Origin of the sequence: Microbacterium sp. MAH-37 (assembly GCF_009758255.1) — a bacterium.
In the GTDB taxonomy this organism is placed as follows: domain Bacteria; phylum Actinomycetota; class Actinomycetes; order Actinomycetales; family Microbacteriaceae; genus Microbacterium.
The window spans coordinates 188,895-206,300 of the sequence record NZ_WSEN01000006.1 but is presented as its reverse complement, the minus strand read 5'-3'; the positions used below and the strand labels follow the sequence as shown (position 1 = coordinate 206,300).

The 17,406-nt window shown below is 71.0% G+C and carries 8 protein-coding genes; 6 read left to right on the top strand and 2 right to left on the bottom strand.

The window, feature by feature from the left end; translation table 11 throughout:
• Nucleotides 1-39 precede the first annotated feature (39 nt).
• Both GON06_RS06780 and GON06_RS06775 read left to right on the top strand, forming a co-directional pair.
• Complete coding sequence (locus tag GON06_RS06780; protein ID WP_157311547.1) at nucleotides 40-3,243, top strand: ATP-dependent helicase; 3,204 nt, start codon at nucleotides 40-42, stop codon at nucleotides 3,241-3,243.
• The gene (locus GON06_RS06775) at nucleotides 3,240-6,680 is read left to right on the top strand and encodes an ATP-dependent DNA helicase (RefSeq protein ID WP_157311546.1); all 3,441 of its coding nucleotides are present in this window, start codon (nucleotides 3,240-3,242) and stop codon (nucleotides 6,678-6,680) included. Before GON06_RS06780 ends, GON06_RS06775 begins: the two co-directional genes overlap by 4 nt.
• Here GON06_RS06775 and GON06_RS06770 read toward each other — a convergent pair.
• Nucleotides 6,626-7,978 carry a phosphotransferase gene (locus GON06_RS06770; protein ID WP_157311545.1) on the bottom strand — a complete coding sequence of 451 codons (1,353 nt, stop codon included), beginning with the start codon at nucleotides 7,976-7,978 and terminating at the stop codon, nucleotides 6,626-6,628. The genes GON06_RS06775 and GON06_RS06770 overlap by 55 nt on opposite strands.
• A 118-nt stretch (nucleotides 7,979-8,096) precedes the next feature.
• On the opposite strand from GON06_RS06770, the gene nudC reads away from it, so the two are divergent.
• Together nudC and GON06_RS06760 are read left to right on the top strand one after the other, a co-directional pair.
• Complete coding sequence (nudC, locus tag GON06_RS06765) at nucleotides 8,097-9,065, top strand: NAD(+) diphosphatase (RefSeq protein ID WP_157311544.1); 969 nt, start codon at nucleotides 8,097-8,099, stop codon at nucleotides 9,063-9,065.
• A complete protein-coding gene (locus GON06_RS06760) occupies nucleotides 9,062-10,783 on the top strand; it encodes an ATP-dependent helicase (RefSeq protein WP_332837231.1) in 1,722 nt (573 codons plus the stop codon). Before nudC ends, GON06_RS06760 begins: the two co-directional genes overlap by 4 nt.
• A gap of 1,041 nt (nucleotides 10,784-11,824) precedes the next feature.
• Here GON06_RS06760 and GON06_RS06755 read toward each other — a convergent pair.
• Nucleotides 11,825-13,219 (bottom strand): zinc-dependent metalloprotease, encoded by a 1,395-nt coding sequence (locus GON06_RS06755; RefSeq protein ID WP_157311543.1) that lies wholly within the window; start codon nucleotides 13,217-13,219, stop codon nucleotides 11,825-11,827.
• A 115-nt stretch (nucleotides 13,220-13,334) separates the two neighbouring features.
• Between GON06_RS06755 and GON06_RS06750 the strand changes: the two genes are divergently transcribed.
• Both GON06_RS06750 and GON06_RS06745 read left to right on the top strand, forming a co-directional pair.
• Complete coding sequence (locus tag GON06_RS06750; protein WP_332837230.1) at nucleotides 13,335-14,420, top strand: YlbL family protein; 1,086 nt, start codon at nucleotides 13,335-13,337, stop codon at nucleotides 14,418-14,420.
• 69 nt (nucleotides 14,421-14,489) lie between these two features.
• Nucleotides 14,490-17,396: a UPF0182 family membrane protein gene (locus tag GON06_RS06745; protein WP_332837229.1), complete on the top strand. Its 2,907-nt coding sequence runs from the start codon at nucleotides 14,490-14,492 to the stop codon at nucleotides 17,394-17,396.
• Nucleotides 17,397-17,406: the final 10 nt, after the last annotated feature.

Here is a 17,406-nt window from a genome sequence, read left to right as displayed (position 1 = left end):
GCGGCATCGATGTCGCCGCCCGCCGATAGTGTCGAAGACATGACAGAGGATGCTGCGCAGCGGGCCGTCGTGACCGCCGACCCCACCGCATCCGGAGTCATCGTCGGTGCGCCGGGCACCGGCAAGACCACCGCGCTCATCGACCGCGTCGTGCATCTGCTCGACGGCGGGCTCGAGCCGGAGCAGGCGCTGGTGCTCACCCCCAGCCGCCAGGCGGCCACCGGGCTGCGTGACCGCATCGGCGTGCGCATCGGCCAGGCCACACCCGGCCCGCTGGCGCGCTCGGTCGGCTCCTTCGCGTTCCAGCTGGTGCGCGGCGCGATGGTGCGGGCCGGCGACGACCCGCCCGCACTGCTGACCGGCGCCGATCAGGACCGCATCATCGCCGAGCTCCTCGCCGGCGACCTCGAAGACGGCGGAGTGCGGTGGCCCGAGGCCCTCGGTCCGTCGGTGCGCGCGTCGAAGGGCTTCCGCTCCGAGCTGCGCGCGTTCCTCGCCGAGTGCACCGAGCTCGGAGTGCGACCCGGTGAACTGAGCGCTTCGGGCGACGAGGTCTGGGCTGCGGCCGGTGCCTTCCTCGACGACTACCACCGGGTGATGGCGCAGCTGCGCTCCGCCCACCGCGACGCCGCCGACCTGCTCAGCGAGGCCACCGGCATCCTGCACACGGCGGATGCCGCAACGCTGGGGCCGCTGGCTCCGCTGCGCATCGTGCTGATCGACGACGCGCAGGAGCTCACCCGCGGCGGCATCGAACTGGTGCGCGCGCTGCGCGCGCGCGGCATCGCGGTGCTGGCCTTCGGTGACCCGGACATCTCGTCCGGCGCGTTCCGCGGCGCGAGCCCCGAGCTGTTCGCCAGGCTCGCGGTGGAGCTCGGCGACGTGCAGGTGCTCGACGGCCCGCACCGGCAGGTGCCGGCTCTGACCGCGCTCACCCGCACGGTAACTCAGGCGATCGGCGCCGCGGGGCGCGTCGACCACCGCCGCGCACCCGTCGCAGTCGACGACGCGGATGCCGCAGTCACGACCTTCGTCGCTCCCTCGCCCTTCGAGGAGGTCGATCGCATCGCCGGTGTCATGCGGGACTGGCACCTCTCCGGCGGTGTCCGGTGGGACCGGATGGCGGTGATCGCGCACGACACCCGTCAGGTCGCGCAGCTGGAGACCGAGCTGGCGGCCCGCGAGATCCCGACCCGCGCGGCGGGCGTGCAGCGCCCGCTCGGCGACGAGTCGGTGGTGCGGGACATCGTCGGTCTGGTGCGACTGGCTCTGCTGCCCGTCGAGGAGCGCACCCCGCAGGAACTCGAAGAGGCGCTGCGCTCTCCGTTCGGCGGCATGGATGCGATCGGACTGCGACGCCTGCGCGCGCGCCTGCGACACCTCGAGCTGGAGCAGGAGGGCAACACCCCCGCTCGCGAACTGCTGCGCCAGGCGATGGCCACGCCGGCCCACCTCACCCTGATCGATGCGGCCGAGGCGCGGGCCGCAGCACGTTTCGCCGACACGCTGGCGGAGATGACCGCTGCTGCCGCGGCGGGAGAGACCATTCACGACCTGCTCTGGCGGGCCTGGGACGGTGCCCGCTCGGTCGACGGACGCAAGCTGCAGTACGCCTGGCGCGAGAGCGCGATGCAGGCCACCGGCGGCGAGACCGCCCGCGCACTGGACGCCCTGGTCGCGCTGTTCGACGCCGCCAAGCGATTCGTCGAGCGCACGCCGAACGAGAGGCCGGCGAAGTTCGTCGACGACATCCTCGGCAGCGAGGTGCCTGAGGACACGCTGTCGTCGCCCGAGCGCCCGGGGCGCGTCACGCTGCTGACCCCGGCCACGGCGCTGGGCGCCGAGTTCGACGCGGTCGTCATCGCCGGCGTGCAGGACGGCGTGTGGCCGAACGTGCGGCTGCGCGGCGGGATGCTGCAGACCTGGCGCCTTGCCGATGCGATCACCTCGGCCCGCACCGGCGTCGAGGCCGAGGTCCCCGGTGTCCTCGACAGGCGACGCAGCGCCCTGCACGACGAGCTGCGACTGTTCGTGCGGGCGGTCTCCCGCGCACGCAGCCGGCTGCTGATCACGGCGGTCGACGACGACGATGCGACGCCCAGCCCGTTCTTCGGCTTCCTGCCACAGCCAGATCCGCCGGAGCGGCATCCTTCGGCCGAGCATCCGCTCACGCTGCGCGGCCTGGTCGCCCGGCACCGCCGCACGCTCACGACGACCACCTCGCTCGCGGCACGCCGTGAGGCGGCCGGGCAGCTGGCCGTGCTCGCCCGCGAGGGCGTCCCCGGTGCGGAGCCGGCGGACTGGTACGGCGTGACGCCGTCGTCGACGGACGCGCCGCTGCACGACCTCGCGGTCGAGGCCGCACGCGTGTCGCCCTCGCGCATGGAGTCGTTCGAGGAGTGCGGCCTGAACTGGGCCGTGTCCGCACTCGGAGGAGACACCGTGATGCCGCCGTCGGCCGGCATCGGCACGATCGTGCACGCCGCCATGGAGACCGCCCCCGACGGCGATCTCGAGCGGATGCGGGAGGTCGTCGCCGCCCGATGGCCCGAGCTCGACTTCGAGACCGAGTGGATCGGGCGCAAGGAGCGCCGCCGCGCGGAGCAGTACGTCGACCGGCTGCACTCCTACCTCGACACCGTGACCAGGGACGGGGGTCGGGTGCTCGCCAGCGAGGTGGAGTTCCGGTTCGCGGTGGACGTGCCGGAGCGAGACGAAGGACGCCCCGCGGTGCACCCCGTGGGCGAGGACACCGCGCATCAGGCGATCATCCACGGGTACATCGACCGCGTCGAGGCGTATCCGATGGGGGCGGGGGAGCACTCCGCCGCACGCGGCCGGGGCTGGCAGGCGATGCCCGGCGCAGCCGAGAGAGTGGTCGTGGTCGATCTCAAGACCGGCAAGTACGAGCCGGAGAGCGACGAGAAGGTCATCGAGCACGCGCAGCTCTCCGCCTATCAGCTCGCCGTCCAGCAGGGGCTGATCGAGGGCGCCGAGGCGGATTCGCTCGCCGGCGCCCGTCTGGTGCTCGTCGCGAAGACGCTGTCGAAGTGCGACTACCGCGTCGCCCACCAGCACACGCTCGACGGCGAAGCGCGCGAAGAGTTCCTGCGCAGGGTCGCGGAGGCCGCTCGAGGGATGTCGGCGAGCAGCTTCACCGCACAGGTCGAGGCGCACTGCGCAGACACCCAGTGGCGCGTGCAGCCCTGCCGCATCCACACCGTCCCGGCGGTGAGCGCATGAGCACGTGGACCGGATCGCTGAGCATCTCTGCGACCGACGTCGCCGCCGCCCTCGGGCTGCCGTCGCCGACGGCGGCACAGCAGCGCGTGATCGAGGCGCCACCGACCCCGGCGCTGGTCGTCGCGGGCGCCGGCAGCGGGAAGACCGAGACCATGTCGGGCCGCGTCGTCTGGCTGGTCGCGAACGGGCACGTCCGCCGCGACGAGATCCTCGGGCTCACCTTCACCCGCAAGGCCGCCGGAGAGCTGTCCGAGCGCATCGCCGCGCGTCTCGCGATGATCGACGAGTACGGCCGCCGCGGCCTGCTGCCGTACGTTCCCGAGATCGTCGCCTCGGGCGCACTCCGCCGCGTCGACGAGGCCGCACCGGGCCGGCAGCGCGACCTCGTCCGATCGCACGTCCTCGATGAGCTCGCCGAGCGCTTCGGCACCGAAGCGGCCCCCGCTGCGGCCGAGGACCTGATGATCCGCCCCCGGGTGTCGACCTACAACGCCTTCGCGGACGGCATCGTCCGCGAGCACGCCGCTCGCATCGGGCGCGACCCCGACGTGGCGATGCTCAGCCAGGCGGCATCCTGGATCCTCGCCCGCGACGTGGTGCTGCGCTCCGACCTGCCCGGTCTGGAGCTGATCGACCGCTCGCTCACCGGGGTGGTCGACGCGGTGCAGAGCCTCGCCGGGGACGCACTCGACCACCGTGTCGACCTCGATCGCGCCGTGCGCATCGCCACGGATCAGGCTGCGGCCTTCGCTCCGTATCGCAGCAACGACGCCGTGGAGAAGGCCGCCGCCAACCTCGAGGCGATGCCGGTGCTCGCCGCTCTGGTGCGTGACTACATCTCCGAGAAGGAGCGCCGCGGCGTGCTCGACTTCGCCGACCAGGTCTCCGGGGCCTACGACATCATCGAGTCCGCACCCGATGTGCGCAGCGAGCTGCGCGAGCAGCACCGCGTCGTGCTGCTCGACGAGTATCAGGACACCTCGGTCATCCAGACCCGGTTCCTCGCCGAGCTGTTCCGCGACTCCGCCGTGATGGCCGTGGGCGATCCGCACCAGTCGATCTACGGGTGGCGCGGCGCCAGCGCCGACAACCTGTACGCGTTCTCCGGGTCGTTCGCGGCAGAGCAGCCGGCGCAGAACTACAGCCTGATGACCAGCTGGCGCAACGACGCGAGCATCCTCGACGTCGCGAACCGCGTGCTCGAGCCGCTTCAGCGCGACGGTCTCGACGTGCCGCCGCTGGAGCCCCGCCCAGGAGCCGGCACAGGCACCGTCGAGACCCGCTTCCCGTTCACCGTCGACGACGAGGCCCGTGAGATCGCGGAGTGGTTCGCCGACCGACGTGCGGAGCACCGGGGCAGCAGCCCGCACACCGGCGCGATCCTGTTCCGCTCCAAGCGGCACATGCAGACCTTCGCCGCGGCGCTCGCCGCGGCCGGCATCCCCCACCGGATCCTCGGCCTGGGCGGCCTGCTGAACACCCCCGAGGTGGTCGACGTGGTCTCCACGCTCCGCGTCATCCACGATCCCACCGCCGGGTCCGCGCTCATCCGGCTGCTCACCGGCCCCCGATTCGGCGTCGGGGTCGCCGATATGGCGGGTCTCTACGACCTGGCATCCGAGATCGCCAAGCGCGACAGCGCGCTCATGCCGCTGCCCGACGAGGTGAAGGCTCGCCTGCGTGCATCGAGCGGGGCCGACGAGGCGGTGTCGATCGTCGACGCCGTCGATGTGGTGCGCGGCATGCGCGACGACTACCGGCTGATCGAGGGGATCACGCCCGACGGGCGCGCGCGCATCCGCGCCGCGGGCGAGATGCTGGAGCGGCTGCGGCGGGCGGTCGCCCAGCCGCTTCCCGAGCTGATCCGACTGATCGAGTTCGAACTGCGGCTCGACATCGAGCTCGCCGTCAACGAGACCCGCGGCCCGGCACGCGTCGCCACGACGCAGCTGCGCGCCTTCGCCGACGAGGTGCGCGCGTTCCTCGCCGCCGACGAGCGCGGCACGATCGGCAGCCTGCTCGCCTGGCTCGACAAGGCCGAGATCACCGACGAGCTGATGCCGCGGCCTGAACCGCCGGAGCCCGGGGTCGTGCAACTGCTCACCATCCACGGTTCGAAGGGCCTGGAATGGGATGCCGTGGCCGTGGTGCGCCTGGTCGAGGACGAGCTTCCGTCGCGTGCGACAGACACCGCGGGCTGGTTCGGCTTCGGAGCGGTGCCCTTCCCCCTGCGCGGGGACGCCACAGCGCTGCCGCGGTTCGAGTGGGACCCGCAGTCGGCGATGGATGCCGTGGGTGACGACCCCGTGAAACGGCAGAAGGCCGGCCAGGCGTCGCTGTCAGGCGGGGTGACCAGGGCCAATCCGCAGGGCGGTGCGCTCACCCGGTTCAAGAAGTCCTACTCGGACTATCAGAAACAGGAGGAGCGCCGCCTCGCGTACGTCGCGGTGACCCGGGCCCGCAGCGACCTGATGCTGTCCGGCGCCCACTGGGCGGGCCAGAAGAGTCCGCGCAAACCCAGCCCGTATCTGCTCGAGGCGCTCGACGTGCTCGGGCTCGACGGGCCGGAAGCCGTCGACCCGGACGAGAACCCGTACGACGGACCAGGCATGACGGCGAGCTGGCCGCTCGATCCGCTGGGCGCCCGCCGCGCCGGGGTCGAGCGCGCGGCGGACGAGGTGCGCGCCGCGCAGGCGGAGACGCTCCCGGAGGCCACACCCGAGCTGGTCCGGCTGCTGGCGGAGCGCGAGGCGCGGCAGCGCGGCACCGATGCGGCGGTGCCGACCCGCGTACCGGCCTCTCGGTTCAAGGACTACGTCACCGACTTCGAGGGCACGCTCGGATCGATCGTGCGTCCGATGCCGGAGCGGCCGTACCGGCAGACCAGGCTCGGGACGCTGTTCCACGCCTGGGTCGAGCGACGCTCCGAACTCGTCGGCGTGGGCACCGGCATCGACGACGGACTCTGGGAGATCGACGACGACGGACCGGACGCGGAGAGCGTCTCCGACGCGGATGCCGCCGACCTCGGGCGCCTGCAGGAGACCTTCGAGCGCAGCGAGTGGGGCGGCCTGCAGCCGATCGCCGTCGAGATCGAGATCGACTTCGCCCTCGGCGGCTCGCCGGAGGACGACGGCGACGGCCACATCGTCATCTGCAAGTTGGACGCGGTCTACCGTCGCGCCGACCGCGGCGGACGCATCGAGATCGTGGACTGGAAGACGGGCAAGGCGCCGCGCACGGAGGCCGAGCGCGAGGACCGGATGCTGCAGCTCGCACTGTACCGCCTGGCCTACCACCGCCGGTTCGGCGTGGCGCTCGACGAGATCGATGTCGCGCTCTATTACGTGGCGGACGATCTCATCATCCGCGGCGACCGGGTCTACTCGGAGGCCGAGCTGGTCCAGCGCTGGAGCGCCGCCCGCGCTGCGCGCTGAGCCTCTTCGGCCGAGTCCAGAGCGTCGTCGTCGTGTGCGACCAGCGGGCGGCCCGTGGCGCTCGGGCCCTTGGCCGTGCCGTGATCGCCGGACGATCCGCGCACACCGGTGATCCCGGCCGCCTCGGCCCGCTCATCGAGGTCACCCAGATCCTGGGTCTCGTCCTCGGTGGCGCCGGCGGTCGTCGCGTCCGGCCCGCTCTGCTCCTCCTGCTCGGAGGGGGCGTCCGCGGAATCGTCCTCCGCCTGCCACAGGTCCTCGGGACGATAGGCGTCCGTCTGCATCGAGGTGTCCACGGCCACCGGCGGCGCCTGCGGAACACGTCCCGCGGCATCCAGAGCCGAGTCCACATCGGTCGCACCGGCCGACACGCGCAGATCGTCGTGCACGCCCTCCGCGAGCGATTCCAGCAGGGTGGCCGCGTCGTCGATGATGTCGCTGCGGCGCAGCGCCTCACCGTGCACCAGCCAGCGCGCGAACTCGAGTTCGGCGAGCAGCCGTGCCCGCACGCGGAGCGCGGAGTCGACCGCATGTGCGGAGGCACCGGCGTACGCGCCGTGCACGTCGTCGGCGGCGTCCTTCGCGCCCGAGAGCCAGGCCAGGTCCACGGCGGGGTCACCGAGCGACAGGCCGTGCCAGCCGACCAGACCGACGACCTTCGGGCCGAGATCCGGATCGTCCTCGAACAGGAACGAGTCGGCCTGCACACCGCCGAGGGTCACGGTCGCCTCGAAGCGCCACAGATCGTCGTCGTCGACCGCCAGGCGCCAGCGCGCGCTGAGGCGGGCGGGCACGCGTCCGGTGGCGGTGGCGCGCTCGATCAGCCGGCGCACCTCCTCGCGCACCTCCGCGGCGTCGCGTGCGGTCAGCCCTCCGCCGCGCACGACGGATGCCGGCAGCGCGTGGGTCGCAGCGATGGCCTCGCCGATCGACCAGGCCGCACCGCGACCAGCCGGCACCTGCGACGCCTCGATCTGGAACCCGGGCAGCAGCCCGGTGACGAGGCCACGACCGTCGCCGATGCGCGTCTCGCCGATGTACTCGGGGGCCAGGAACGGCAGCATCTCGCGGGCTCCGGCGGTCAGAGCGCGCAGCGCGATCGCCTCGGAGGCCAGTTCCCGCGCACCGTCCTCGTCATCCGCGACGCGGATGGTGAGCTCTCGGCCGTCAGCCAGGGTGGCAACGGCCGAGTCGAACCGGCCGTCTCCGCCGGCGGTGAGGGGACGGGCGCCGGTGACCTCCGCCCCGGGCAGTGCGGCTGTGACCGCCGCCACTAGAGTGAAAGGAGAGCGTGCCATGCCCTCCAGGGTAGGTCGGCATCCGGGGCCTGACGCCCACGCCACGCCCGATCGGGCACAGGCCGCTGCACCGGCCGGCCGTCGCCGCCGTGGACAATCCGTGGTTGAGAGGGAGCACATGATCGTCGAACCGGGCCTCCTCGACCGAGCCGGAGAACTGCGCGACGCGCCAGGCATCGTCGACGGTCTGCGGGCGGAGCCGTCCACCCGGGTTATCGTCGTGCACGACCGTCGTGCCCGTGTGGCAGATGCCGCGCTGCTGCGCGTCTCGCCGGCGGACGTCGTCGGCGCCCGGGACTGGGCACTGCTCGGCCGGGACCCGGACGGTACCCCGGTGCTGCTCGCCGTCGTCGAGGATGCTCCGGTGGACACGGTGGCGATCGACGCCGTGCCCGCTGACCCGGCCCCTGTCGACGCGGCGCGCTGGTCGGCTGTGCGCGACGCCGGCGGCGTGCTCGCGGGCGTCGAGGCGGAGCTGCTCATCGAGGCCGTCGCCGTCGCCGACTGGCTGACCGGATTCCGGTTCTGCCCTGCATGTGGCGCGGAGACCGAACTGCGGCAGGCCGGCTGGTCGCGGCACTGTCCGTCCTGCGGGCGCGAGCACTTTCCGCGCACCGACCCGGCGGTGATCGTCGCCATCGAGAGCGCCGACGGCGAACGTCTGCTGCTCGGCGCGAATGCGAACTGGCAGGGCCGGATGTACTCCACCTTCGCCGGCTTCCTCGAGGCGGGGGAATCGCTGGAGACCACCGTGCACCGCGAGATCTTCGAAGAGGCCGGCGTCCGTCTGCAGAATGTGCGCTATGTGTCGTCCCAGCCGTGGCCGTACCCCCGGTCGCTCATGCTGGGCTTCCGCGCCACCGCGGTCGAAGAGGACGCCGTCGCGGACGGTGCGGAGATCATCGACGTCCGCTGGCTCACTCGCGCCGAGATCGCCACGGCGCTGCAGGGGGAGGGCCCGGTCGGGCTTCCGGGGCCGTCCTCCATCGCGCGGGCACTCATCGTGGACTGGTACGAGGAGGGCGCGTGCGCCGTACTGAGCGAGCGCCGTCCTGAGCAAGCGCAGCGAGACGAAGGGACGAAGTGAGCGCACTCGACGCTCTCGACGAAAGGCAGCGGGAGGCGGCATCCGTGCTGCGCGGACCGGTGGCGGTGCTCGCCGGAGCCGGCACCGGCAAGACCCGCGTGATCACGCACCGCATCGCGCACGGCGTCGACACCGGTGCCTACTCGCCGTCGCGCGTGATGGCGGTGACCTTCACTGCGAAGGCCGCCGGCGAGCTGCGCGGACGTCTGCGCGCCCTCGGCATCGAGGGGGTCGCCGCGCGCACCTTCCACGCCGCTGCCCTCGCGCAGCTCAACTTCTTCTGGCCGACCCTCGCCGGTGACAACGCCCCGTCGATCGTGAACAACAAGGTGCGGATGCTCGGGCAGGCGGCCGACGAGCTGCGATTCCGTCCCAGCACCGCCACCCTGCGCGACATCGCCTCCGAGATCGAATGGCGCAAGGTCTCGATGATCTCGGTCGACCGCTATGCCGAGCTCGGACGCACGGTCACCGGCATCGACGCCGACAGGCTCGCCGCGCTGATGCACGCGTACGAGCGGATCAAGGACGAGCGTCGGCAGCTCGACTTCGAGGACGTGCTGCTGGCGTGCGCGGGCATGATCGAGGCCGAGCCGCGCGTCGCCGCGGCGGTGCACGAGCAGTACCGGCACTTCACCGTCGACGAGTACCAGGACGTCTCGCCGCTGCAGAACCGGCTCCTCGAGCTCTGGCTGGGGGACCGGCACGACATCTGCGTGGTCGGCGACGCCAGCCAGACGATCTACTCCTTCGCCGGCGCGCAGCAGCGGTACCTGCTCGAGTTCGAGCGCCGCCATCCGGATGCCACCGTCGTGCGGCTGGAGACCAACTACCGTTCGCAGGCGCCGATCCTCGACGTCGCCAACGCGCTCATGAAGGGGCGGCCCGGAGCACTCGCCCTCGTGCCGGCCAGGGAGACGTTCAACGCAGAGCCCCCGACGGTCACCGCGTTCGACACCGAGACCGACGAGGCCGAGGGCGTCGCCGCAGCGATCGCCGCCCGCATCCAGGGCGGCTCCTCACCCGCCGACATCGCTGTGCTGTACCGCGCGCACGCGCAGTCCGCACCGCTGCAGCAGGCGCTCGCCGCGCAGGGCATCCCCACCACGGTGCTCGGTGGCACCCGCTTCTTCGACATGCCGGAGGTGCGCCAGGCCGTGCTCGCGCTGCGCGCCGCAGCCGTCGCCCCGGCGCTCGCCGGATTCCTGCCCACGGTGCGCGACGTGCTGCGCAACCTCGGCCTCTCCGAGGAGCCGCCGCAGGCCGGCGGCGCGCAGCGCGACGCCTGGGAGGCCCGGCGTGCGATCCTGCGGCTCGCCGAGGAGGCGCCGGCGGATGCCACCATCCGCAGCTTCGCCGAGACCCTGACCGCGAGGGCGAAGGACCAGCACGAGCCGGAGCTGCGCACGGTCACGCTGTCGACCCTGCACGCCGCCAAGGGCCTGGAGTGGCCGCACGTGCACCTTGCCGGCTGGAACGAGGGAGCACTGCCGATCTCGTACGCCACGACCTTCGAGCAGGTCGACGAGGAGCGCCGCCTCGCCTACGTCGGCCTCACGCGGGCCGCGCGTACCCTGTCGCTGTCGTGGGCTCGGACCGCAGGACGAGGGGAACGGGCGCCGTCCCGGTTCCTGGCAGAGATCGGGACGACAGGTCGCGGCACAGGCATCCTCCGTGAAATCTCACCGAGCGCCATGCGATCCGTCCGTCGGGGCTGACCCGGGCGAGCAGTCCCGCACCCTCCACGGGTGTGCGCAGGATGCGCGCCGCCAGCACCGCGGCCTGCGCGAGCCGTGCCGACGCGATCGCGCCGGTCGGACGGCCGATCAGCTGCGTGTGCAGGCGCGGCCAGGCAGGGTCGCGCAGAGCCTCGTGCTCGTCGCGACAGGAGAGGCAGGGCGTTTCACCAGGGCGCACCAGAGGACCGATCGTCATCGCCGCGGCCTCGAACGCCACCGGCAGGTGCGCCACATCGTCGCGCAGGTACGAGGCGAACTGCAGCGCCGATGCCGCGCCCTCGACGACGATCACCCCGACATCGGCCGGATCGTCGCGGATGCCGCGGACCAGCCCCTCCTCGAGAAGGCAGGCCGCCATCCGCGGCAGCGCGCGGTCGTCCGTGACGTTCACACCCTCCACCCAGAACGCCGGTGCGGGCGGGGGATCGTCGCGGAGCACGGGGCGGAGCAGGGCGAGGAGGTCGCGCGCAGGCTGGCGAGGGGCGCCGACGCCGTGCGCGACGACGTCGAAGGTCGAGAGACGGATGCCGGAGGAGAGGCGCGCGAGCAGCGGCTCGACCCAGGGCGCGGTGGCGTCGACGCGGACGATGCCTTCGATGCCGAACTGAACGGTGTCGGAGTCGCGCCAGAGCAACGGGTAGCGGGGATCCAGGCGTGTCTTCGTGGTCGGACTGAGCGGGCTCATGGCTTGATCATGGCCGGGTCGGTCGACGTCTGGGTCAGCGAATGCCGGGGCTGTGGAGAAGTTCTCCGGTTCGAGGGTCGCGGGAGGAGATGTTCCCTGCACTCGCAGAGTGGAGCCTTCCCGCTGGGCGGAGCGGGCAAGCCCGCTCCGCCCAGCGGGCCCCTTCCAATGCTCGTTCCGGGAACATCTCCTCCCGCTCTGCTTCTGTGGAGGGTTCGCGTGCTCGGGGAGGGGAGGTAGGGGGATGAAGTTCCTGGAGGCGTGGGTTTCAGCCCCGGCGGTCGTTGAGCGAGCGACGGAGGAGCGAGACGAAACGCCTTCAGTGCGGTGGGTGTCTACACCGGGCGGGGGTCGTCGGGATGGTCCTCGTCGGGGGACTGGTCCTTGGCGTCGCCCTCGGAGGGGGAGCCGCCGAAGTCGTCGCCGTCGAGGAGGCGGGCGAGCGCCTCGTCGAACTCGTCCGCAGCGGGGGCCTCGCCGCGCTCGCCGGCCTGCAGACGCGCGATCAGCGCAGCCGGGTCGTCGATGTCCGAGGCTTGCGGCATCAGATCGGGGTAGTCCCACAGCGCGTCACGAGCCTTGACACCCACGGCGTCCGTCACCGCGCGCCACATGGCGGACGCCTCACGAAGGCGGCGCGGACGCAGTTTGAGGCCGACCAGAGCGCCGAGCGCGTCCTCGGCCGGGCCACCCACGGCGCGGCGGCGGCGAGCCGCCTCCGCCAGTCGCGCCCCGTCGGGGAGCCGCGAGATCGCCTCCGTCGTCACGACATCCACCCAGCCGTCGATCGTCGCGATGACGTTCTCCAGTCGGGTGAGCGCCTCGCGCTGGGCATCGGACTGCGCCGGGAGCAGCGCGCCGCCCTCGATCGCGGCCCGCAGCTCCTCCGGGTTAGACGGGTCGAGCCGCTCCGCGACATCCTGCAGCGCATCCACGTCGACCTCGACCCCGCGCGCGAACTCGGTGATCTGCGACATCAGGTGAAGGTGAAGCCACTTGGCGTGCCGGTACAGCCGTGCGTAGGCGAGCTCGCGCACAGCGAGGTACAGCGCGATCTGGTCCTCCGGGACCTCCAGCCCCTCGCCGAAGGCGGCGATGTTCTGCGGAATTACCGCGGCCGTGCCCGCGGGAAGCACCGGAATGCCGACGTCGCCGCCTGAGACCACTTCGAGGGAGAGGTCGCCGAGGACCTTGCCGAACTGCATGGCGAACACCGACGCGCCGAGCCCTCGCATCAACTGCCCCGCGCCCTGCACGACTCCGCGCATCTCGTCGGGCGCCTGCGAGCCGAGCGCCTGGGTGAGCGCGTCGGCGATGCTCGTCGACACCGGACCGGCGATCTCCTTCCACACCGGAAGGGTCTGCTCGACCCACTCACCGCGGGTCATCGCTCGCGGCGGCGCGGAGAGCTCCGACAGTGTGGTCGCCTCGCTCAGCCACAGGTCGGCCAGACCGAACGCATCTGTCAGCGAACTGCGCGAGCCGTCGGTGATGCCCTGCCCGTCCTGGTTGGCGATGTGCAGCGCCTGACGCTTCGTGCTCTCCCAGGGGTCGCCGCCGAAGGCACCCTGCATCTGCGAGAAGAAGGCCTGCATCTGCGCGGGGTCGATCTGGAAGCCGTCCATGCCGCTCATGGCATCGCGCAGCGCCTCCGGGTCGATCCCCTCGCCGGACATCATCCGGCGCAGGAACTCCTCGAAGTCGGACGGGTCGGGTCGGTCGTCGCTCATGTCGCCCTCTCAGCACGCGGAAAGCCTGTGACCTCTACGCTAGTCACAGGTTTCTGCGCAGGTCCCGGACGAACGCGGATCCCTGTACGCCGCTCGCGAACGTCGGAGGTCGCCCGTGTCCCCAACCCGGTCCCGACGAATCGGCGTAGGCGTGTGGGCGCTGGTCGTCGCGCTGGTCGCACTGGTGGCGCTCACCTTCATTCCGACGCCGTACGTGATCCAGCGACCCGGCCCGGTGTTCGACACACTCGGCACGGCGAAGGGGACCGACGGTGAGCAGGTGCCGCTGATCGAGGTCGACGGTGCCGACACCTACCCGACCGGCGGAACGCTGGACCTGACCACGGTGCAGGTGGTCGGCAACAGGCAGCGCACGCCGAGCTGGGCCGAGCTCGCGGTGGCCTGGGTCGACCCGGCCCGCGCGGTCGTTCCCATCGACGTCGTGTTCCCCGAAGGGGTCACGTCCGAGCAGCGCGACAAGCAGAACGCCGAGCTGATGGTCAACTCGCAGCACGAGGCGACGGCCGCCGCGCTCACCGAGCTGGGCTACGACGTCGGTGCGAAGGTCGAGGTCGTCGACGCCATCGAGGGCACGCCCGCCGACGGCGTGCTCGAGGCCGGCGACGTCATCGTCGCGATCGACGGGCAGGAGGTCTCCTCGGCCAAGGTGCTCCGTGAAGAGGTGCAGAAGTCCGAGGGCGAGCCCGTAGAACTGACCGTGGACCGCGACGGCACCGAGCAGCAGGTCTCGCTCACGCCGGAGAAGCAGGAGGCGGGTGGGAAGACCACCTGGCTGATCGGCATCTCGCTGACCACCGCATACGACTTCCCGATCGACGTCACGATCCAGCTCGACAACGTCGGCGGCCCGAGCGCCGGCATGATGTTCGCACTCGGCATCATCGACACTCTCACCCCCGGCAAGCTCAACGGCGGCGAGAACGTGGCGGGCACCGGCACGATCGAGGCGGACGGCACGGTCGGCCCGATCGGCGGCATCCGGCAGAAGCTGTACGGCGCGCGGGATGCGGGGGCGACGATCTTCCTCGCCCCGGAATCCAACTGCGACGAGGTCGTCGGGCACATCCCCGACGGACTCGACGTGTACAGCACCGCGACGCTCGAGGACTCGCTGCACATCCTCGAGGTGATCGCCGACGACGGCGACACCTCGAAGCTGCCCACCTGCAAGGCCTCCTGAGCCTGTCGGCGGGCCCGAGACCATTCCGTTACGAAGCCCGTGCACAGACGTCCTGCCTAGGATGGACGCGTGACCTCGAACCCTGCGCCGACTGCGGCCACGCCCCGGACTTCACGAAGAATCCTCACGATCTCGCTGATCATCATCGCAGCGCTGATCGCGGGCTTCTTCGTGTTCGCCTCGCTGTACACGGAGTTCCTCTGGTTCGATCAGCTCGGGTTCGAAACCGTGCTGACGACCCAGTGGCTGGCGACGGCGGTGATGTTCGTCGTCGGATTCCTCGGCATGGCGGTGCCGCTGTTCGTGTGCATCCAGCTCGCCTACCGGCTCCGCCCGGTGTACGTGCGCCTGAGCTCGCAGCTGGACCGCTATCAGGAGGTCGTCGAGCCGCTGCGTCGCCTCGCGATGTGGGGCATGCCGATCTTCTTCGGCGTCTTCGCCGGCTTCGCCTCCGCGGGCAACTGGCGGATCGTCTGGCTCTGGGCGAACGGCGTCACCACCAACGTCAAGGACCCGGAGTTCGGCGTCGACACCGGGTTCTACATGTTCGCGATGCCCTTCTACCACATGCTGCTCGCGTTCGTTTCGGCCGTGCTGCTGCTGTGCCTGGTGATCACCGCCCTGGTGTCCTACCTGTACGGCTCCGTGCGGATCGGCCAGCGCGAGCTGCGCATCTCCAAGCCGGCCCGCATCCAGCTCGCCGTGCTCGCCGGACTCTACCTCGTGGTGCAGGCGGTCAGCCTGTGGCTTGACCGCTACCTGACCCTGACCCAGGCCGAGGACCGCATCACCGGTCCGGCATACACCGGGGTGTACGCGACGATCCCGGGTCTTGCGATCCTGTCGATCATCGCCGCCGTCGTCGCGATCCTGTTCTTCGTCACCGCCGTGATCGGCCGCTGGCGCTTCCCCCTGGCGGCGACCGCGCTGCTGGTCGTGGCATCCCTGGTCGTCGGCGTCGGCTACCCCTGGGTCGTCACCACCTTCCAGGTGAAGCCGAACCAGAACCAGCTGCAGGCGGAGTTCTACGACCGCAACATCGACAGCACGAAGACGGCCTACGGCGTCGACGACATGACGGTCACGCCGATCAAGGCCAAGACGGACACCGAGAAGGGGCAGCTCCGCGAGGACGCTCAGACCACGGCATCCGTCCGCATCATGGATCCGAACATCATCAGCCCGACGGTCGCGCAGCTGCAGCAGTACCGCTCGTACTACCAGTTCGGCAAGGACCTCGACGTCGACCGCTACGAGATCGACGGCAAGATGCAGGACACCGTGGTCGCGGTCCGCGAGCTCGACATGACCAAGCTCGGTGGCGGTGACAGCTGGAACAACCGCGCCGCGGTCTACACCCACGGCTATGGTCTCGTCGCGATGGCGGGCAACCAGCGCACCGTCGACGGCGAGCCGGTGTTCCTCGAGCAGGGCATCCCGTCATCCGGATTCCTCACCGACACCGAGAAGTACGAGCCGCGCGTGTACTTCGGCGAGCACTCGCCGGAGTACTCGATCGTCGGCGCGCCGGAGGGAACGAAGCCGGTAGAGATCGACTACCCGCGCGGCGGTGAGGACGGCGCGTCCGACACCAAGACGACGTTCAAGGGCGACGGCGGCCCGCGCATCGGCAACACCTTCACGAAGCTGCTGTATGCGCTGAAGTTCCAGTCCGAGCAGATCCTGTTCTCGAACCTGGTCAACTCCGAGTCGCAGATCCTGTACGACAGGGACCCGCGAGTGCGTGTGCAGAAGGTCGCCCCGTACCTGACGCTGGACAGCGACCCGTATCCCAGCGTCGTCGACGGCCGCATCGTGTGGATCATCGACGGGTTCACCACCAGCGCGACCTACCCCTACTCCTCGAAGGTCAGCCTGCGCGACGCGATCGCCGATTCGACCAACCCGGCCTCGGCCGTGACGTTCGACGAGATCAACTACATCCGCAACTCGGTCAAGGCCACCGTGGACGCCTACGACGGCTCGGTCAAGCTGTACGCGTGGGACGACGAGGATCCGGTGCTGAAGACCTGGCAGAAGATCTTCCCGACCACGCTGGAGCCGATCAGCGAGATGTCGGGCGACCTGCTGAGCCACGTCCGGTACCCGACCGACCTGTTCAAGGTGCAGCGGAACATGCTCGGCGTCTACCACATCAAGGACGCGAGCTCCTTCGCGCAGGAGGACAACCGCTGGCAGACCCCCGACGACCCGCGGGTGAAGGACCAGTCGCAGCCGCCGTACTACCTGTCGATGCGGATGCCGGGGGAGGACGAGTCGCGGTTCTCGATGTACTCGACGTTCATCCCCGCGGCGCAGGGGCAGAGCACCCGAGAGGTGCTGATGGGCTACCTGTCCGTCGACTCGGATGCCGGGTCGACGAAGGGCAAGAAGGCCGAGAACTACGGCAAACTGCAGCTGCTCGAGGTGGACACGGACACGACTGTGCCGGGCCCCGGTCAGGTGCAGAACACGTTCAACTCGAACACCACCGTCACGCCGCAGATCAACCTGATGCAGCAGGGCGAGTCCCAGGTGCTCTACGGCAACCTGCTGACGCTCCCCGTCGGCGGCGGGCTGATGTACGTGCAGCCCGTGTACGTGCAGCAGTCGAAGGGCACCCAGCTGCCGAACCTGCGGAAGATCCTCGTGGTCTTCGGTGATCAGGTGGCGTTCGAGGACACCCTGACCGAGGCGCTCGACGCACTGTTCGGCGGCGACGCCGGTGCGGCCGGCGGTGATGAGGACGTGCCGCCGACGGAGGGCGAGACGCCGCCGACGGATGGCGAGGAGACGCCGGCCGAGCCGGGTGCGGCGGAGAAGCAGGCGCTGGCGGATGCCTCGGCGGCGATGCAGGCCCGCGACGCCGCGCTGAAGGCCGGCGACCTGGAGGCGTTCGCCGCCGCGGACAAGCAGCTGACGGAGGCCGTGCAGAAGCTGCTCGAGCTGTCGACGTCGTCGGAGACGGCGAAGTAGCAGTCGCGGC